Here is a 17790-nt window from a genome sequence, read left to right as displayed (position 1 = left end):
GGCCGGCGCCCGCTCAGGTGTCGCAGTCCAGCAGGGACTTGCACAGTCCGCAGCGCGCCTGGAGCCGTCCGCGCACCGGCACCCGGATCCGCTGATCGCACACCGGGCAGCGGAACGACACCCGCAGCGGCGTCGGCCCCTCGAAGTCGTAGCCGTCGTCCGGGCCCGGCGGGCGGCCGGCGCGCCGCGGGTCCCGCGCCGCCCGGCGGTCCTTGGCGTAGCGGAGCCGGGCGGCCCATCCGGCGCCGGCGAGCGGCGGCCGGCGCGCGTCCTGGCGGGCCCGCGCCGCGCCCGCCGCATACGCGTCGCAGGCCTGCGGGCTGGTGAACCACGGCGCCGGGTCCTCACCGAAGAACTCCGCCCGCTTGGCGAGGACATAGCCGAACTCCTCCGGCGTCAGATAGCCGAGCTTCTGGGAGAACGGGCCGTGCTCGCGGTAGGCGTCCAGCAGCAGCCAGCCGGTGCCGAGGTAGGCGGCCGCGGTGTCGGTGAGGATCTCGTTGTCGCGGGTGCCGGGGAACGACAGGTCCAGGCGGTGCAGGTAGACATGCATCACCTCATGGGCCAGCGCGGCGCCGATGTCCCTGCGGTGCTTCTTGAAGCGGTCGTTGAGCTCGATGAAGTACTCCGGTCCCGCGGTGAGTTCGACGTTCGCGGCGTGTTCCATCTCGCGGAAGCCGACCACCATCCGCGCGTCCGGCAGTCGCAGCTGCCGCACCAGGGCGTGCGCGACGCGCTGCGCGCCCAGGTACAGGTCCTCGGTGTCGTCGAAGGCGACGTCGACCGGAAGCACGCTGGTGGCAAAGGTGCTCACTGTGTCGTACGACAGGCGTTGGAACACGGCGTGGACGGCCGCACGCACCGTGTCGAGATGAGGGAATCCGTGCTCGATACCGCTGCCACCAGTGGTCACCCGGCCCACTCTACGACTGTCCTGGTTCGTCCGGTATGGACCGTACGGGGCGTGGGTAGTAAGGGAGTTGGCTGGATGCGCACCCTTGTCACCCTGATCGCCCACTCCACATAATCCAAGGGCGCTTCACGGACTCATCCCCCACTGGGTCCGGACGCCTTACGGCGTGCCGCCGTCCTCCACGCACTCTTTTCGGCGGGTACGTCCGGCTCCGGTGTTGGCATGGGCTCGTCAGCGACGTGCAACCCCCCACGAAAGGAAGCCCGTTGCGCAGCTACCGGAAGCTCCTCAAAAGAACCACCGCCCTCGGCGCGATCGCCCTGGCCGCCTTCAGCCTCCAGCCCGGCTCGGCCTCCGCGGCCCCCGCCCCCGACCCGTCCGGGTCCCACACCAAGGTCGTCGGCGGCACCAAGGCCGAACAGGGTGAATACCCCTTCATGGTCCGGCTGTCGATGGGCTGCGGCGGCGCCCTCTACGCCAAGGACATCGTGCTCACCGCGGCGCACTGCGTCGACGGCAGCGGCGACAACACCTCCATCACCGCCACCGCCGGTGTGGTCGACCTGGAGGACTCCGGCGCCGTCAAGGTGAACTCCACCAAGGTCCTCCAGGCCCCCGGCTACAACGGCAAGGGCAAGGACTGGGCGCTGATCAAGCTCGCCAAGCCGATCGACCAGCCGACCCTGAAGATCGCCGAGAACGACAAGCTCAACAACGGCGACTTCGAGATCGCCGGCTGGGGCGCCGACAAGGAGGGCGGCGACCAGCAGCGCTACCTCCTCAAGGCGACCGTGCCGTTTGTGGACGACGCCACCTGCAAGAAGGCCTACGGCGACCAGCTCACGCCCGGCGACGAGATCTGCGCCGGCAAGCTGGACACCGGCGGCGTCGACACCTGCCAGGGGGACTCCGGCGGCCCGATGTTCCGCAAGGACGACGCCGGCGAGTGGCTCCAGGTCGGCATCGTCTCCTGGGGCGAGGGCTGCGCGCGGCCCGGCAAGCCCGGTGTCTACAGCGAGGTGAGCACCTTCGCCGCGGACATCAAGAAGGCCGCGGGCGAACTGGGCGGCTGACCGCACCACCCCCGCACACCACGGCCCGGGGAGCAGCGGCTCCCCGGGCCGTCGCCGTGCCCCGCTCCCGACCCCGGGCCCGGGACTTTGGTCCCCCGCCCGCGGGACGTCGGTCCGCCCGCGCCGGGGACCAAACGCACCCATCCGGCCGGGCCCTGTGGCGCCGACGACGGCCCTAGGGCCCATGGCCGCACCCGCGTGCCCCTCCCTAGCGTGAACGGCATGTCCACCGAGCCCCGCACCCGGCCCCCGGCGCGCGACCGCGACCACCGCGTGACGGTCGCCGCCGTCCTGCTCCTCGCCGCCTGCGCCGCGACCCTGGCCTACGTCCTGCTGGGCGGCCACGACCACGGCCCCGTCGAGTCGGAGTCGACCGCCGACGGCCCCGCCCACACCGTCCTGGGCCAGGGCCTGTCCGATGGGCCGGGCTCGGCCACCCCCTAGGGGGCGGTCGCAGAGTCCCGCCTGGCCCGCGACGGCCCACCCGCCCGCACGCCCTCGTCGTGGCCACCGCCGTCGTCGTCTGCCTGTGCGCGGTGCCGTTCGCCCGGATCCCGGCGACCGTACGGGCCTGGACGGCGGCCGCCGTCTCGCTGGCCGCTTCGGCGGTGCTGATCGCCGGGCAGCACGCCCTGAAGGTGTGGGGCCTGGGGGAGGGGATCGCGCTGCTGGTCCTGCTGACCGCCGTGGTCCACCGCGCCCCCGGCCGCACCGCCGCCCTCCCGGGCCCGATGCTCGGCCTGTCCTGCGTCCTCGCCCCGATGCGCGACATCCGGCTGGGCGCCTTCACCGTCGTCTACGGCGTGCTCACCGTGGTCGTCGCCGCCTACTCGATGATCCTGCGCTGGCACGGGCCAGTTCCAGGCGCTCGGCGGTGGCTTCGGGCCGGCCGGACTGACCGAACGGGCCGAGGCGATGGGCGGCCGGCTCGCCGCGGGCCCCGCCGCGGAGGGCGGCTGGGAGCTGATCGCCGTACTGCCCCTGGACGGTGACCGGCCCGGCTGACCCCGGCGGCGACATCTGTCCAACACCTGCCCCTCCTTTGTCCATAGGCGCACCCCCCGCCCCGGCAGCACGCTGTCCGCCGACAGCCAGTGCACGCCGAAGGGGAGGACAGCGCGCGTGAACCCACAGACAGGTGCCCCGCGCGGGCCCAGCCGCAGAAAGCTCGTCGCCGCCACCGCGCTCGCCTCGGTCGCCGGCGCCCTGCCGCTCGGCGCGTCCTCCGCCGCGGCCGCACCGCGCGCGGGCGAACGGGTGCTGCGGTCCGACGCACTGGAGGTCCGGGTCGACACCGCCTTCCCGCGCATCGTCTCCTACACCGACCGCGGCACCGGCGCCGTGCTGCACGGCCAGGAGACCGCGCTCACCCAGGTACTCGTCGACGGCACCGCCCGCACCCCCCACGTCACCCACCGGGCCCGCGCCGACCGCGCCACCTACACCCTCACCTTCGACGGCGGCACCGAGATCACCGTCGAGATCGCCGTCCAGGGGTGGCAGACCACCTGGCGCGTCACCGAGGTCGCCGACACCCCCGCGCTGCGCGTCGGCACCCTGGAGATCCCCGGCCTCGCCCTGCTCAGCGTCCGCAGCGACCAGCCCGGAGCCGCCCTGCTGGCCGCCCGCATCGAACTGGACAAGGCCAAGAGCGGCGACACCCTGATCAAGGTCTTGGACACCACCCCCGCCGAGGCCGCACCCACCGGCTGCGCCTACGCCGTCGTCGCCACCGACCAGCTGGCCGCCGGCATCGAGACCAACAGCGTTCACGACACCCCCACCGGCGCCACCACCTGGGAGAACGGCCGGCTGACGCGGCAGACCCTCCAGGGCGACGGCTTCGTCAAGGCACAACTGGTCCCCGGCCAGTGGACCCACCGGGCGGCCGGGCAGCCAGCGGCCGCCACCGACCCGCTGCCGCAGGCCACCGTCATCGTCACCCGCGACCGCAACGGCGACGGCCGCACCGACTGGCAGGACGCCGCCATCGCGCTGCGCGACATCATGGTCATGCCGCTGGGCGCCGACGAACAGCACCTACGGGTGGTCGCACACATCCCGTTCAACTTCGCCAGCCAGGCCACCAACCCGTTCCTCGCCACCCTCGACAACGTCAAACGGATCGCGCTGGCCACCGACGGACTGCGGCAGTTCACCCTCCTCAAGGGCTACCAGTCCGAAGGCCACGACTCCGCCCACCCCGACTACGGCGGCAACTACAACGAGCGGGCCGGCGGCCTCGCCGACCTCAACGCCCTGGTCCGCGCCGGCAAGAAGTGGAACAGCGACTTCGCGGTGCACGTCAACGCCACCGAGTCCTACCCCGTCGCGCACGCCTTCTCCGAGACGCTGGTCGACAAGGACGACAAGCAGTGGGACTGGCTCGACCAGTCCTACCGCATCGACGCCCGCCGCGACCTGGTCTCCGGCGACATCGCCCGGCGCTTCGCGCAACTGCGCCGGGAGACCGATCCGGCCCTCACCACCCTCTACATCGACGTCTTCCGCGAATCCGGCTGGAACTCCGACCGCCTCCAGCGCCATCTGCGCGACCAGGGCTGGCACCTCACCACCGAATGGGGCCACGGCCTGGAACGCTCCGCCCTGTGGTCGCACTGGGCCACCGAGACCGACTACGGTCCCGACACCTCCCGCGGCATCAACTCCCAGCTGATCCGCTTCCTGCGCAACCACCACAAGGACGTCTTCGCCGACAAGTGGCCCACGCTGCTGGGCAACGGCCGGATGGGCAACTTCGAGGGCTGGGTCGGCAAGACCGACTGGCACGCCTTCCACACGATCATCTGGACCGAGGCACTGCCCGCCAAGTACCTCCAGGCGTACCCCATCAAGACCTGGGGAGCACACGAGATCACCTTCGAGGGCCCCACCCGGACCACGGTCAGCGACGCCGGCTCCGCTTCGGTGGACTCGTCGAAGAGCGGAGGCGGAGCGCCGGACAGCGGCACCCGCAAGATCACCACCGACGGCCGCCTGGTCTACGACGGCGGCACCTACCTGCTGCCCTGGGAGCCCCGCCGCGCCACCGACCCCGGCAAGCTCTACCACTACAACCCCCGCGGCGGCACCACCAGCTGGACCCTGCCCCGCGGCTGGTCGTCGGCCGCCACCGTGCACGCCTACCGGCTCACCGACCAGGGCCGCACCCAGGAGACCCCGATCCCCGTCACCGGCGGCCGGATCACCCTCACCGCACAGCCCGGCGTCGCCTACGTCCTCTACCGCGACCGGGCCCCCGCCCAGGGCGACCCCGGCTGGGGCGAGGGCACCGCGCTGGCCGACCCCGGCTTCCACTCCGGAACCCTCGACGCCTGGCAGACCACCGGCCCGGCCTCGGTGCGACGCACCGACCTGGGCGACTACGAGCTGGTCGTCGACGCGGGCGCCGCCGCCACCGTCGCCCAGAAACTCACCCGGCTCGCCCCCGGCACCTACGCCGCCTCCGTGCAGATCGAGGTCGGCGCCAAGCCGGGCGAGCGGCGGCGGGCCGCCCTGGAGGTCCGCACCGCCGACGGCGTCACCGCCACCAACTGGACCGACACCTCCACCGCCGGCAACTACGTGGCGGCCGACCGCAAGTCCGGCACCCGCTTCCAGCGCCTCTTCACCCGCTTCACCGTCCCCGAAGGCGGCGGCCCGGTCACCCTCGCCCTCACCGCCGCGGCGGGCCGGGCCCGGGTCCGGTTCGACAACGTCCGCGTCGTCCCCGCCGAGCCCACCGCCAAAAAAGGCACCCTGGTCCACGAGGACTTCGAGCACGTCCCCCAGGGCTGGGGAGTCTTCGTCAAGGGCGACGCGGGCGGCAGCACCGACCCCCGCACCCACATCGCCCAGCGGCACGCCCCGTTCACCCAGCGCGGCTGGAACGGCAAGGCCGTCGACGACGTCATCGACGGCCACCAGTCGCTCAAGTCACGCGGCGAGAACACCGGCCTGGTCTACCGGACCGTCCCGCACACCGTCCGCTTCACCGCCGGCCGCCGCTACCGGGTCACCTTCCGCTACGAGAACGAAACGGCCGGCCAGTACGCCTGGATCACCGCCGTCGACGAGCCCGCACCCCGCGAACTGGCCCGCAGCCCCCTGCCCGTCGCCCCCCGACCCACCACCCACACCTACGAGTTCACCGCACCCGACCGCGGCGAGGCCTGGGTCGGACTGCGCAAGACCGGCGACGACGGCACGGCGGAGTTCGTCCTCGACACGTTCGAGGTGCGCGAGGTGTAGGCCGTGGGGGCGGGTCGGTGCGCCCCCACGGCCCCCTCAGCCCTGCGCCGCGCAGGGCCCCAGACCGGGCGCCCCCGCCCCTTCCCCCACCAGGGCCGGGGCGCCCTCCCACTCCCACAGCAGCAGCTCGTTGCGGCCCTCGCGCAGCACCGGGCCCGGCACGAACAGGGCGCGCTGCGGCCCCACGGAACGGTAGCGGCCCAGGCAGAACCCGTTGATCCAGGCGACCCCGTGGCGCCAGCCCGGCAGCACGAGATCGGCGTCCCCGGCCCGCCCGGTCACCGTCACCGTCCCCCGGTACAGCCCCGGATCCCCGCCGGCCCCCGCCACCCCCCGGAACGGGATCCTCGCCACCGCCCCGGCCTCCTCCAGCGCGTCCAGCCGCAGCCCCCGCGACCGTACGCCGTGCAGATACTGCCGCTCGTGCAGCACCCCGCCCACGATCCCCTTGGGCTCGGCCAGCCGCGGCCCGTAATTGACCCGCCCCAGCGACGCCACCCACAGCTCCACCGACGCCGGCCCCGCCACCTCCCCGACCACGGCGTCCTCGGTGTCCACCACCGCCCGGCGCTCCCCGTCGACGTACACCACCGCCCGGTCCCGCAGCCCGCTCACCCGCAGCGGATAGCGGCCCCGCGGCCCCGGCACCGCCACCCGGTAGCGGACCAGCCCCCGGTCCACACCCAGCTCCTCGAACGTCGCCGGGACGGCCCCCTCGACCTCGTCGCCGCCCAGCGCCGCCATCACCTCCCCGGCCGGCGCCCACTGCTCCACCCCCACCGCCGCCGGAGCCGCCAGCCCCGGCGGCGGCTCCGGCACCTCGGGCAGCGGCCCGTCCGCCCACTGGGCGAGGACCTCCCGAAAGCGCCAGAACTTCTCCGTCGGACGCCCCCGTTCATCGACCGGCGCCCCGTAGTCGTACGACGTGACGGTCGCCCGCAGCTCCCCGTCGTGCAGCTCACCCGCGCGGTTGGCCCCCGCCCACCCGCCGAAGCTGGTGCCGCCGTGCGCCATGTAGATGTTGACCGAGGCACCGCACTCCAGCACCTCGCGCAGCGCCGCCGCCGCGTCCTCAGGGGCGCGCGGGGCCTCCGCCCGGCCCCAGTGCGCGAACCACCCGCACCAGAACTCCATGCACGTCAGCGGCCCGTCCGGCTGACGGCGCCGCAGCGCCGCGAACGCCTCCCGCGCCCCCGAACCGAAGTTGACGGTGGCGAGCACGCCGGGCACCGACCCGCCGCTGAGCATGTGCTCCTCGGGCCCGTCCGAGGTGAACAGCGGCACCCGCACCCCCAGCTCGCGCAGCCGCTCCACGAGGTGCGCCAGATAGCGGGCGTCGCTGCCGTACGAGCCGTACTCGTTCTCCACCTGCACCATGACCACCGGACCGCCGCCCGGGCCGCCGTCCCCCGGCGCCGCCGTGCACTGCCGCGCCACGACCTGCGGCAGCAGCCGCGCGAACCAGGCGTCCACGGCCCGCAGAAACGCCGCGTCCCGCGTCCGCACCCGCCGGCCCAGCGGCCCGGTCAGCCAGTGCGGCAGCCCGCCGTTCTCCCACTCCGCGCAGATGTACGGCCCCGGGCGGACGATCGCCCACAGCCCCGCGGCCCGCGCCGCGTCCAGGAACCGGCCCAGCGCCTCGGGGTCGGCGAACTCACCGGGCCGCGGCTCGTGCAGGTTCCACGGCACATACGTCTCCACGCAGTTCAGGCCCATCGCCCTCAGCATCGCCAGCCGATGACCCCACTGCCCCTCGTGCACCCGGAAGTAGTGCAACGCCCCGGACAGCAGCCGCACCGGCCGCCCGTCCAGCGTGAAGTCCCGCTCACCCACCGCGAATTGCGCCACGCCACCCCGCCCCTGTGTCGTTCTGCCGCGTCATCGGTCAGCCTCACCCTCTGGCGGCGCGGCGGTCCATGGACAAAGATCGGCCCTCGTTGGACGGTTCGACGGAGCGGCACGGCGGCCCCGCCGCGAGGGCACGGCGGCGGACTCCGCCACTACGGCAGCGGCGTCAAACGACGGGAGGTCCGGGCATGTACCACACCTGGATGCGGTACTTCACCCCGAGCCCGGTCCACCACCGGCTCGGCCTGGTGTGCCTGGGCGTCGGCCTGCAGCACGGCACCCTGCCCACGGTCGGCCCGCGCACCCTCGACCACCACGTCGCCCTCGTCATCAGCGCCGGCCGCGGCTGGTACACCGCCCCCGACGGCCGCCGCCGGCCGGTCACCGCCCCCGCCCTGATGTGGCTCATCCCCGGCGTACCGCACCACTACGGGGCCGACGCCGAAACCGGCTGGGACGAGAGCTTCGTCGACTTCACCGGCCCGGCCGCCGCGACCTACACCGAACTCGGCTACATCGAGCCGGACCGGCCCCTCGTACCGCTCGCCGACACCGGACCGGCCCGGACCGCGGTCGGCCGCATCGCCCGCGCGGCGCGACGCGGCAACCCCCTGCTGGAGGTGGAGACCGCCGCCGCCGTCCACGAACTCCTGGTCGCCCTGCGCCGCGCCCGCGCCGACACCGACGCCGACGGCGACCCCGTCCTGGGCGCCCTGGCCCGGGACGCCTTCCTGCCGCTCACCGTCGCCGAGCACGCCGCCCGGCACGGCATGACCCCCGCCGAACTGCGCACCGCCGTACGGCGCGGCGCCGGCTGCAGCCCCAAGGACTACCTCCTCGGCATCCGGCTCGGCCGGGCCAAGGAACTCCTCATCGGCACCGACCTCCCCGTCGCCGCGGTGGCCCGCCGGATCGGCTACGACGACCCCGCCTACTTCAGCCGCCTGTTCACCCGCCGCGTCGGCACCGCCCCGGTCCGCTTCCGCGACCGCCAGGTCCGCTCCGTCCCCGGCGGCTGGTCCACACAGATCCCCGACCCCGACGACCCACCGCTGGTGCGCTGAGCCCGGGTTGGCTGTCGGCCCGGTGCGCGCTCGCTTCGTTGTGCGGGGGCCGGAGGGGACACCCCGTACCCCGTCCTCGGCGCGGGCGCCTCTGGTACGTGCAGAACTCGCCCCGGCGTCCGCTCCGGTCCTGCGGGCGGGGCACGGGGCATCCCCTCCGACCGTCCACGTGGGCGGCTGACCGACCGTACCGATGACGGTCAGCGCTTGCCGGTGGTGCCACCGGGCGGCAGACGGGGACACACGCAGGCCGGAGGGGACGTACGGGGGTCCGCCCGCAGGACCCGGAGCGAACAACGGGGTGACGTCACCGCGTACCAGAGGCGCCCGCGCCGAGGACGGACCCCCGTGCGGCCCCTCCGGCCCCCGCGACACCGACGAACCCCGCACCGCACAAGCCCCCGCGGCGAGACACGCGACCCCCAGTGACCGCCGCGTGACACGACCACGTCGGCCCCGCCCAGAGCCCGTCAAACCCCCGTGCACCGCCCACCGGCCGTACGGCAGCATGTCCCCATGCCCGCACTGCAGCGCGACGAGGCGCAGACCCGAGCCCGACTCATCGACGTCCACCGCTACGCCGTCGAACTCGACCTCACCCACGGTGAGGAGCGGTTCGGCTCCCGTACGGTGATCCACTTCACCGCACGAGCGGCCGGCGACACCTTCGTCGAGCTCAAGCCCGCCGAGCTGCACTCCGCCACCCTCGACGGCCACCCGCTCGACCCCAAGACGCTCGACGACAACCGCCTCCCGCTCACCGGCCTGGCCCCCGGGGACCACGAACTGCGCCTGGACGCCACCATGCGCTACTCCCGCACCGGCGAGGGCATGCACCGCTTCACCGACCCCGCCGACGGCGAGGCCTACGTCTACACCCAGCTGTTCATGGACGACGTCCAGCGCGTCTTCGCCGCCTTCGACCAGCCCGACCTCAAAGCCGTCTTCGAGCTGTCCGTCACCGCCCCCGAAGGCTGGAGCGTCCTCGCCAACGGCATCACCGAGCACCTCGGCCAGGGCCGCTGGAAGGCCGCCCCCACCCCGCTGATCTCCACCTACCTCGTCGCCGTCGCCGCCGGCCCCTGGCACTCCGTACGCACCGAACACGCCGGACTGCCCTTCGGCATCCACTGCCGCCGCTCCCTCGCGCCCCACCTGGACGCCGACGCCGAGGAGCTCCTCGACCTCACCCGCCGCTGCTTCGACCGCTACCACGAGATCTTCGAGGAGCCCTACCCCTTCGACTCCTACGACCAGGCCTTCGTCCCCGAATTCAACGCCGGCGCCATGGAGAACCCGGGCCTGGTCACCTTCCGCGACGAGTTCGTCTTCCGCTCCGCCGTCACCGACACCGAGCGCCAGACCCGCGGCATGGTCATCTCCCACGAGATGGCCCACATGTGGTTCGGCGACCTGGTCACCCTCCAGTGGTGGGACGACATCTGGCTCAACGAGTCCTTCGCCGAGTACATGGGCTACCAGGTCCTGGCCGAAGCGACCCGCTTCACCGACACCTGGACCGACTTCGCCGTCGCCCGCAAGGGCTGGGGCTACGACGCCGACCAGCGCCCCTCCACCCACCCCGTGGCCCCCACCCCCGAGGACGTCCCCGACACCGCCTCCGCCCTCCTCAACTTCGACGGAATCTCCTACGCCAAGGGCGCCTCCGCCCTGCGCCAGCTCGTCGCCTGGATGGGCAACAAGGACTTCCTCACCGGCATCAACGACCACTTCGCCCGGCACCGCTTCGGCAACGCCACCCTCGCCGACTTCATCGACTCCCTCGCCCGCGCCACCGACCGCGACGTCCACGCCTGGGCCGCGCGCTGGCTGCGCACCACCGGAGTCGACACCCTCACCCCCGAAGTCCGCGAAGGCGCCGACGGCCACTGGAGCCTGGCCGTCCACCAGACCGGAAGCTCCGACGGCACCCGCCCCCACCACCTCACCGTCGGCCTCTACGACCACGACCCGCACACCCCCGGCCGCCTCCTCCCGCGCGCCCCGCTCTCCTGGGACCTGCCACACGCCGGCGACCACACCGCGCCCGGCGGCCGCCCCGCCCTGCTCCTGCTCAACGACCAGGACCTCACCTACGCCAAGGTCCGCCTCGACGCCCGCTCCTGGGAAACCGCCCTCGCCGCCCTGTCCGGCCTGCCCGACCCGCTGACCCGCGCCGTCGTGTGGAACGCCGCCCGCGACATGGTCCGCGACGGCGAACTGCCGCCCACCGCCTACCTCGACGCCGCCCGCGCCCACCTCCCGCACGAGACCGACCTCGCCATCGTCCAAGGCGTCCTGGCCTTCGCCCGCACCCAGATCGCCGACCGCTACCTGACCGCCCAGGAGCGCCACACCGCCCTGACCACCCTCACCGCCCTCAGCCGCGACATACTCCGCCGCACCGAAGGCCCCGAGAACGGCACCGCCACCGGACTGCGGCTGGTCGCCGTCCGCGCCCTGATCTCCAGCGCCACCACCCCCGAGGGCATACAGGACTGGCTCGACGACGGCAGCGTCCCCGGCGGCCCGCACCTCGACCCCGAACTGCGCTGGCGCATCCTCGGCCGGCTCGCCACCCTCGGCGCCGCCACCCCCGCGCTGATCGACGCCGAACTCACCCGCGACCCCAGCGCCACCGGCCGCGAGGGCGCCGCCCGCTGCCACGCCGCCCTCCCCGACCCCGCCGCCAAACAGGCCGCCTGGGACGCCCTGTTCACCACCGACGAGACCGGCGAGAAACCAGTCCTGTCCAACTACCTCTTCACCGCCACCGCCACCGGCTTCTGGGCACCCGAGCACCACGACCTGCTCCGCCCCTACGTCGCCCGCTACTTCACCGACGTCCCCGCCCTCGCCGCCGCCCGCGGCCCCGCCCTCGCCGCTGCCGCCGGCCGCGACGCCTTCCCCGCCGTCGTCGTCGAGGAGGACACCCTCCGCCTCGGCGAGACCTGCCTCGCCGACGGCGACCCCACCCCCGCCCTCCGCCGCAAGCTCATCGACCAACTCGACGACCTGCGGCGGGCATTGGCGGTACGGGCCGCCGCCACGGGCAGCGGCGCATAGCGCACACCCCCCGCACAGCGGGTGCCGCCGGACCGGCAGCCGGCGGCACCCGAACACTGCGGTACACCCGTACCACTTTCGGGTGGTATGACCGCAAGCGCTGGATGCGCAGCGTATCGGGGCAGTAACTTAGGGCCGCCTAACGACTGTCCGAACGGACGGCCTTCGCGGCGCAGCCCGAACGCCCCTCACGGAAGAGCGCATCCATGTCCGTGCCCCCTGCCGGCACCGCCCTCGCAGGCGGCACCAACGGCCCCCGCGCACTGCGCCCCCTCCTCGACACCGTCCTCGACGCCCTCACCACCGGCGCCGAGGACCGCGCCGGCCCCCTCCCGGCCGGCGGCCCCGACGCCGTCGCCCGCGCCGTACACGACGCCTGCCACCCCCTGCTGCCCGAGCACGGCACCGGACCGCACGCCGCCCTGCGCACCCTCGTCCACACCCTCGCCGCCGGCGCTGCCGACCCCGCCGACCCCCACTGCGCCGCCCATCTGCACTGCCCGCCACTGGCCCTCGCCACCGCGGCGGACCTCGCCGCCGGCGCCCTCAACCCCTCGATGGACTCCTGGGACCAGGCCCCCGCCGCCTCCGCACTCGAAGCCCTCGCCAGCCGCGCCCTCGCCGGGCTCGTCTACCCCCAGGCCACCGCCCCCGACGCCCTGGTCACCACCGGCGGCACCGAATCCAACCAGCTCGGCATCCTCCTCGCCCGGGAGAGCGCCGCCGGCAACGCCCCCCTCCAGATCGTCTGCGGCGCCAACGCCCACCACTCCATCCACCGCTCCGCCTGGCTCCTCGGCCTCCCCCAACCCCTCACCCTCCCCACCCCCGACGGCACCCTCGCCCCCGACACCGTCCACACCTGCCTGGCCAACCTCACCGGACACACCGGCCCCGTCCTCCTCGCCGCCACCGCAGGCACCACCGACTCCGGCGCCATCGACCCCCTCCCCGCCCTCGCCGACCTCGCCGAACACCACGGCGCCCGCTTCCACATCGACGCCGCCTACGGCGGACCCCTCCTCTTCAGCGACACCCACCACACCGCCCTCGAAGGCCTCACCCGCGCCCACACCGTCGCCCTCGACCTGCACAAACTCGGCTGGCAACCGGTCGCGGCCGGCCTCCTGGCCGTCCCCGACCCCGCCACCCTCGCCCCCCTCACCCACCAGGCCGACTACCTCAACGCCGACGACGACACCGAGGCCGGCCTCCCCGACCTCCTCAGCCGCTCACTGCGCACCACCCGCCGCCCCGACATCCTCAAAATCGCCGTCACCCTCAAAGCCCTCGGCCGCCACGGCCTCGGCGAACTCGTCGACCGCACCCTCGCCGCCGCCCAGGCCCTCGCCGACCTCATCGAGGCCCACCCCCACTACGAACTCCACTCCCGCCCCACCCTCAGCACCGTCCTCTTCCGCCCCACCAACGCCGACGACACCACCCTCGCCACCATCCGCCGCACCCTCCTCACCGACGGACAAGCCGTCCTGGGCCGAGCCACCACCCCCACCGGCCTCTGGCTCAAGGCCACCCTCCTCAACCCCCACACCCAAACCGGAGACCTCACCACCCTCCTCAAACTCGTGGAAGGCCACATCCCCCGATGAGCACCGCTCCCGAAACCCCCATCACCACCCACACCGCGAGCCCCGACGCACCCCTCGACCTCGCCGGCATCGGCATCGGCCCCTTCAACCTCTCGCTCGCCGCCCTCGCCCACCCCCTCACCCAACTGCGCACCGCCTTCTACGACCAGCGCCCCGCCTTCCGCTGGCACCCCGGCCTGCTCATCGACGGCGCCACCCTCCAAGTCCCCTTCCTCGCCGACCTCGTCACCCTCGCCGACCCCGCCAGCCCCTGGAGCTTCCTCAACTACCTCAAGACCCGCGAACGCCTCTTCCCCTTCTACTTCGCCGAGCGCTTCCACATCCACCGCGCCGAATACGACGCCTACTGCCGCTGGGTCAGCGAGAACCTCCCCAGCCTCCACTTCGGCCACCAGATCGACGCCGTGCGCTGGAACCCCGAACACGAAGCCTTCGAGGTCGACTTCACCCAACTCGGCACCGAAGGCGAAGCCGAAGCACTCGGCCGCACCTACGCCCGCAACCTCGTCCTCGGCATCGGCACCACCCCCCACATCCCCGTCCCGCTCCGCCCGCTCGCCGACGCCCCCGCCGTCCCCGTCATCCACTCCGCCGACTACCTCGACCACCGCGAGCAACTGCTCGCCGCCGACCACATCACCGTCATCGGCGCCGGCCAGTCAGGCGCCGAGATCTTCCTCGACCAGCTCCGCGCCCGCCCCACCGGCCGCGAAGGCATCCACTGGCTCGCCCGCACCCCCGCCTTCGCCCCCATGGAATACAGCAAACTCGGCCTCGAACACTTCACCCCCGACTACACCCGCTACTTCCACGCCCTCCCCGAACGCGTCCGCGACGACCTCGTCCCCCGCCAATGGCAGCTCCACAAGGGCATCGACCACGACACCCTCGCCGCCATCCACGACGAGCTCTACCGCCGCACCCTCGACGGCGGATGGCCCGACGCCACCCTCACCCCCGGCGTCTCCGTACGCACCGCCGGCCGCGTCGGCACCACCAAAGTCGAACTCCACCTCGACCACCCCCAGCAAGGCACCCGCTCCCGCCTCACCACCGACGCCGTCGTCCTCGCCACCGGCTACCGCGAACGCCGCCTGGACACCCTCCTCGCCGCCCTCGACCCCTACGTACGCCGCGACGCCGGCGAGCGCCCCCGCATCGACGCCGACCACCGCCTGGTCCTCGACCCCGGCGTCACCGGCTCCCTCTACGTCCAGAACGCCGAAACCCACACACACGGCGTCGGCGCCCCCGACCTGGGCCTCGCCGCCTGGCGCAGCGCCACCATCCTCAACTCCCTCACCCAGGCCACCCCCTACCCCCTCCCCACCCGCACCGCCTTCACCACCTTCGGCCTTCCCCAGCCCGCCACGGGCCGGGCCGGCACCGTCCCCCGCCAGGGATCCACCCTCGTCCCACGCCACTGACCCACGGCGGCGGGTGCCTCCCCGGCACCGCCGCCGCCCCTCAGAGATGGCGATTGTCATGCCCATGGCTTTGATGTGAGGGCTGCCCCAGCGCACCCACGCCCGCCGTACCCCCACCGGCCCAAACTCCCACCCCACCCCTGCGCGATATGCAACCCTTCGCCCACCCACACCCCGAGGAGCCCCCATGACCGACCCCACACACGACGCCCCCATCGAAGACACCCCCATCGACACCACCCCCGCCACCCCCACCGCCCTGCCCTACGGCACCCCCGACACCCCCCGCCTCGCCGTACGCGGCGAAGCCCGCCTCGAAGTCGACCCCGAGATCGCCCGCATCACCGTCACCGTCAGTGCCCGCGGCACCGACCGCACCGCCGCCCTCACCGACCTCACCCGCCGCAACGAACAGGCCCTCACCCTCATCAAGAGCTACGGCGACGCCATCGAAAAGCTCGAAACCGGCGCCTTCAGCCTCACCCCCCAACTCACCGAAAAGGGCCGCCACGAACGCATCCGCGCCTACCACGGACGCGTCACCCACACCGCCACCCTCAACGACTTCACCACCCTCGGGGAACTCACCACCCGCCTCGCCGACCTCGACCTCACCCGCGTCGACGGCCCCTGGTGGGCCCTGCGCCACGACTCACCCGCCCACCGCGACGCCCGCACCCAAGCCGTACGCGAAGCCGTCCAGCGCGCCCGCGAATACGCCGAAGCCCTCGGCGCCCGCCTCGACGCCATCGTCGAACTCGCCGACCTCGGCGCCGAGGGCGCCGCCCCCGCCGCCCCCGCCATGCGCTCCTTCGCCGGCTACGGCGGCGCCCCCGTCCAGGAATCCGCCCCCGCCCTCGACCTCGAACCCCAGCGTCAAACCGTCTACGCCAATGTCAACGCACGCTTTACGATGACCCGCCCCGCACTATGACCACACTGTGAGACGCCGCCGCGCGAGGGCGGAAATCTGCTCATCGGAGCGCCGCCGCGCGCATTCCAATACTTGTCAACAGCCTTTCACTCAGCGCTCGTTGAGCAGTCACTTCTTCACAGTTCCCTACCGCCCGGTAAGTCATAGAGTCGAAACATGCGCCGAGCAAAGATCGTCTGCACACTGGGACCCGCCACCGACTCGTACGAGCAGATCAAAGCCCTCGTCGAGGCCGGAATGGACATCGCCCGCTTCAACCTCAGCCACGGCACCTACGCCGACCACGAGGCGCGATTCGACCGGGTCCGCAAAGCCTCCGAAGAAACCCGCCGCAGCGTCGGCATCCTCGCCGACCTTCAAGGCCCGAAGATTCGCCTGGGTCGATTCCGGGAAGGCCCCGTACTTCTCGAACGCGACGACGAGTTCACCATCACCGTCGAACCGTCCACCGAAGGCGACCGCCACCTCTGCGGCACCACCTACCCCGGCCTCGCCGACGACGTCACCACCGGCGAACGCATCCTCGTCGACGACGGCAAGGTGACCCTGGAGGTCACGGGAGTCACCGGCCCCCGCGTCCACACCAAGGTCATCGAAGGCGGCATGGTCTCCGACCACAAGGGCCTGAACCTCCCCGGCGTCGCCGTCTCCGTCCCCGCCCTGTCCGAAAAGGACGAGGACGACCTCCGCTGGGCCCTGCGCTACGGCGCCGACATCATCGCCCTCTCCTTCGTCCGCAGCGGCCGCGACATCGAAGACGTCCACCGCATCATGCGCGAAGAAGAGCGCTTCCTCCCCGTCATCGCCAAGGTCGAAAAGCCCCAGGCCGTCGACAACATCGACGACATCGTCGCCGCCTTCGACGGCATCATGGTCGCCCGCGGCGACCTCGGCGTCGAAATGCCCCTCGAAACCGTGCCGATCGTCCAAAAGCGCGCCATCAAACTCGCCAAGCGCAACGCCAAACCGGTCATCGTCGCCACCCAGATGCTCGACTCGATGATCGACAACTCCCGCCCCACCCGCGCCGAAGCCTCCGACGTCGCCAACGCCGTCATCGACGGCACCGACGCCGTCATGCTCTCCGGCGAAACCAGCGTCGGCAAATACCCCACCGAAACGGTCAAGACGATGAGCCGTATCGTCGAAGCCGCCGAGGAAGACCTCCTCGCCAAGGGCCTCCCGCCGCTCACCGAGGCCAACAAGCCCCGCACCCAGGGCGGCGCCGTCGCCCGCGCCGCCGCCGACATGGGCGACTTCCTCGGCGCCAAGTTCCTCGTCGCCTTCACCCAGTCCGGCGACACCGTCCGCCGCCTCTCCCGCTACCGATCGCCGATCCCGCTCCTGGCCTTCACCCCCGACCCGGCCACCCGCTCCCAGCTCAACGTCAGCTGGGGCGTGGAGACCTTCCTCGGCCCGACCGTCGACTCCACCGACGAGATGGTCGCCCAGGTCGACGAGCAGCTGCTGAAGATCGGCCGCTGCCAGAAGGGCGACGTCGTCATCATCACCGCCGGCTCCCCGCCCGGCGTCCCCGGCTCCACCAACCTCGTCCGCGTCCACCACATCGGCGAGGACGACGCCCCGAAGTAGCCCCACCGGCA

12 protein-coding genes are annotated in these 17790 nt (G+C 73.0%); 10 read left to right on the top strand and 2 right to left on the bottom strand.

What is annotated here, in order from left to right; genetic code table 11:
- Positions 1 to 13: 13 nt before the first annotated feature.
- Positions 14 to 913 (bottom strand): RING finger protein, encoded by a 900-nt coding sequence (locus ACZ5XZ_RS24925; RefSeq protein WP_468981641.1) that lies wholly within the window; start codon positions 911 to 913, stop codon positions 14 to 16.
- 266 nt (positions 914 to 1179) lie between these two features.
- Here ACZ5XZ_RS24925 and ACZ5XZ_RS24920 point away from each other — a divergent pair, with 266 nt between their 5' ends.
- The 4 genes from ACZ5XZ_RS24920 (at position 1180) to ACZ5XZ_RS24905 (ending at position 6237) form a co-directional block, all read left to right on the top strand.
- Complete coding sequence (locus tag ACZ5XZ_RS24920; protein ID WP_468981639.1) at positions 1180 to 1986, top strand: S1 family peptidase; 807 nt, start codon at positions 1180 to 1182, stop codon at positions 1984 to 1986.
- Between the two features lie 222 nt (positions 1987 to 2208).
- Positions 2209 to 2430, top strand: a complete 222-nt coding sequence (locus ACZ5XZ_RS24915; RefSeq protein ID WP_468981638.1) for a hypothetical protein — start codon at positions 2209 to 2211, stop codon at positions 2428 to 2430.
- A gap of 59 nt (positions 2431 to 2489) precedes the next feature.
- Positions 2490 to 2978 (top strand): hypothetical protein, encoded by a 489-nt coding sequence (locus tag ACZ5XZ_RS24910; RefSeq protein WP_468981636.1) that lies wholly within the window; start codon positions 2490 to 2492, stop codon positions 2976 to 2978.
- A 130-nt stretch (positions 2979 to 3108) separates the two neighbouring features.
- Positions 3109 to 6237 (top strand): endo-alpha-N-acetylgalactosaminidase family protein, encoded by a 3129-nt coding sequence (locus ACZ5XZ_RS24905; RefSeq protein ID WP_468981633.1) that lies wholly within the window; start codon positions 3109 to 3111, stop codon positions 6235 to 6237.
- A gap of 36 nt (positions 6238 to 6273) precedes the next feature.
- On the opposite strand, the gene ACZ5XZ_RS24900 is transcribed toward ACZ5XZ_RS24905, so the two are convergent.
- Complete coding sequence (locus ACZ5XZ_RS24900) at positions 6274 to 8085, bottom strand: glycoside hydrolase family 35 protein (protein WP_468981632.1); 1812 nt, start codon at positions 8083 to 8085, stop codon at positions 6274 to 6276.
- 188 nt (positions 8086 to 8273) lie between these two features.
- Between ACZ5XZ_RS24900 and ACZ5XZ_RS24895 the strand changes: the two genes are divergently transcribed.
- The 6 genes from ACZ5XZ_RS24895 (at position 8274) to pyk (ending at position 17779) form a co-directional block, all read left to right on the top strand.
- Entirely contained in the window at positions 8274 to 9149 is an 876-nt protein-coding gene (locus tag ACZ5XZ_RS24895; RefSeq protein ID WP_468981630.1) for a helix-turn-helix domain-containing protein, read from the top strand.
- 516 nt (positions 9150 to 9665) lie between these two features.
- Positions 9666 to 12215 carry an aminopeptidase N gene (gene pepN, locus ACZ5XZ_RS24890; protein WP_468981629.1) on the top strand — a complete coding sequence of 850 codons (2550 nt, stop codon included), beginning with the start codon at positions 9666 to 9668 and terminating at the stop codon, positions 12213 to 12215.
- A gap of 206 nt (positions 12216 to 12421) precedes the next feature.
- Positions 12422 to 13825 carry a pyridoxal phosphate-dependent decarboxylase family protein gene (locus ACZ5XZ_RS24885; RefSeq protein WP_468981627.1) on the top strand — a complete coding sequence of 468 codons (1404 nt, stop codon included), beginning with the start codon at positions 12422 to 12424 and terminating at the stop codon, positions 13823 to 13825.
- Entirely contained in the window at positions 13822 to 15252 is a 1431-nt protein-coding gene (locus ACZ5XZ_RS24880) for a lysine N(6)-hydroxylase/L-ornithine N(5)-oxygenase family protein (RefSeq protein WP_468981626.1), read from the top strand. Before ACZ5XZ_RS24885 ends, ACZ5XZ_RS24880 begins: the two co-directional genes overlap by 4 nt.
- Positions 15253 to 15439: 187 nt before the next feature.
- Positions 15440 to 16186, top strand: coding sequence for an SIMPL domain-containing protein (locus ACZ5XZ_RS24875; protein ID WP_468981623.1), 747 nt, complete (start codon positions 15440 to 15442; stop codon positions 16184 to 16186).
- A 156-nt stretch (positions 16187 to 16342) separates the two neighbouring features.
- A complete protein-coding gene (gene pyk / locus ACZ5XZ_RS24870) occupies positions 16343 to 17779 on the top strand; it encodes a pyruvate kinase (protein ID WP_468981621.1) in 1437 nt (478 codons plus the stop codon).
- The last annotated feature ends 11 nt before the right edge of the window (positions 17780 to 17790 follow it).

The sequence above is a fragment of the Streptomyces sp. NPDC033270 genome (genome assembly GCF_055576575.1).
The sequence above is the reverse complement of the archived record's forward strand: the minus strand, read 5'-3'. Positions and strand labels throughout refer to the sequence as shown.

Coding starts and splice junctions, on each gene's coding strand:
- ACZ5XZ_RS24915 (WP_468981638.1), top strand. CDS start 2,209: ATGTCCACCGAGCCCCGCACCCGGCCCCCGGCGCGCGACCGCGACCAC.
- ACZ5XZ_RS24895 (WP_468981630.1), top strand. CDS start 8,274: ATGTACCACACCTGGATGCGGTACTTCACCCCGAGCCCGGTCCACCAC.
- pepN (WP_468981629.1), top strand. CDS start 9,666: ATGCCCGCACTGCAGCGCGACGAGGCGCAGACCCGAGCCCGACTCATC.
- ACZ5XZ_RS24885 (WP_468981627.1), top strand. CDS start 12,422: ATGTCCGTGCCCCCTGCCGGCACCGCCCTCGCAGGCGGCACCAACGGC.
- ACZ5XZ_RS24880 (WP_468981626.1), top strand. CDS start 13,822: ATGAGCACCGCTCCCGAAACCCCCATCACCACCCACACCGCGAGCCCC.
- ACZ5XZ_RS24875 (WP_468981623.1), top strand. CDS start 15,440: ATGACCGACCCCACACACGACGCCCCCATCGAAGACACCCCCATCGAC.
- pyk (WP_468981621.1), top strand. CDS start 16,343: ATGCGCCGAGCAAAGATCGTCTGCACACTGGGACCCGCCACCGACTCG.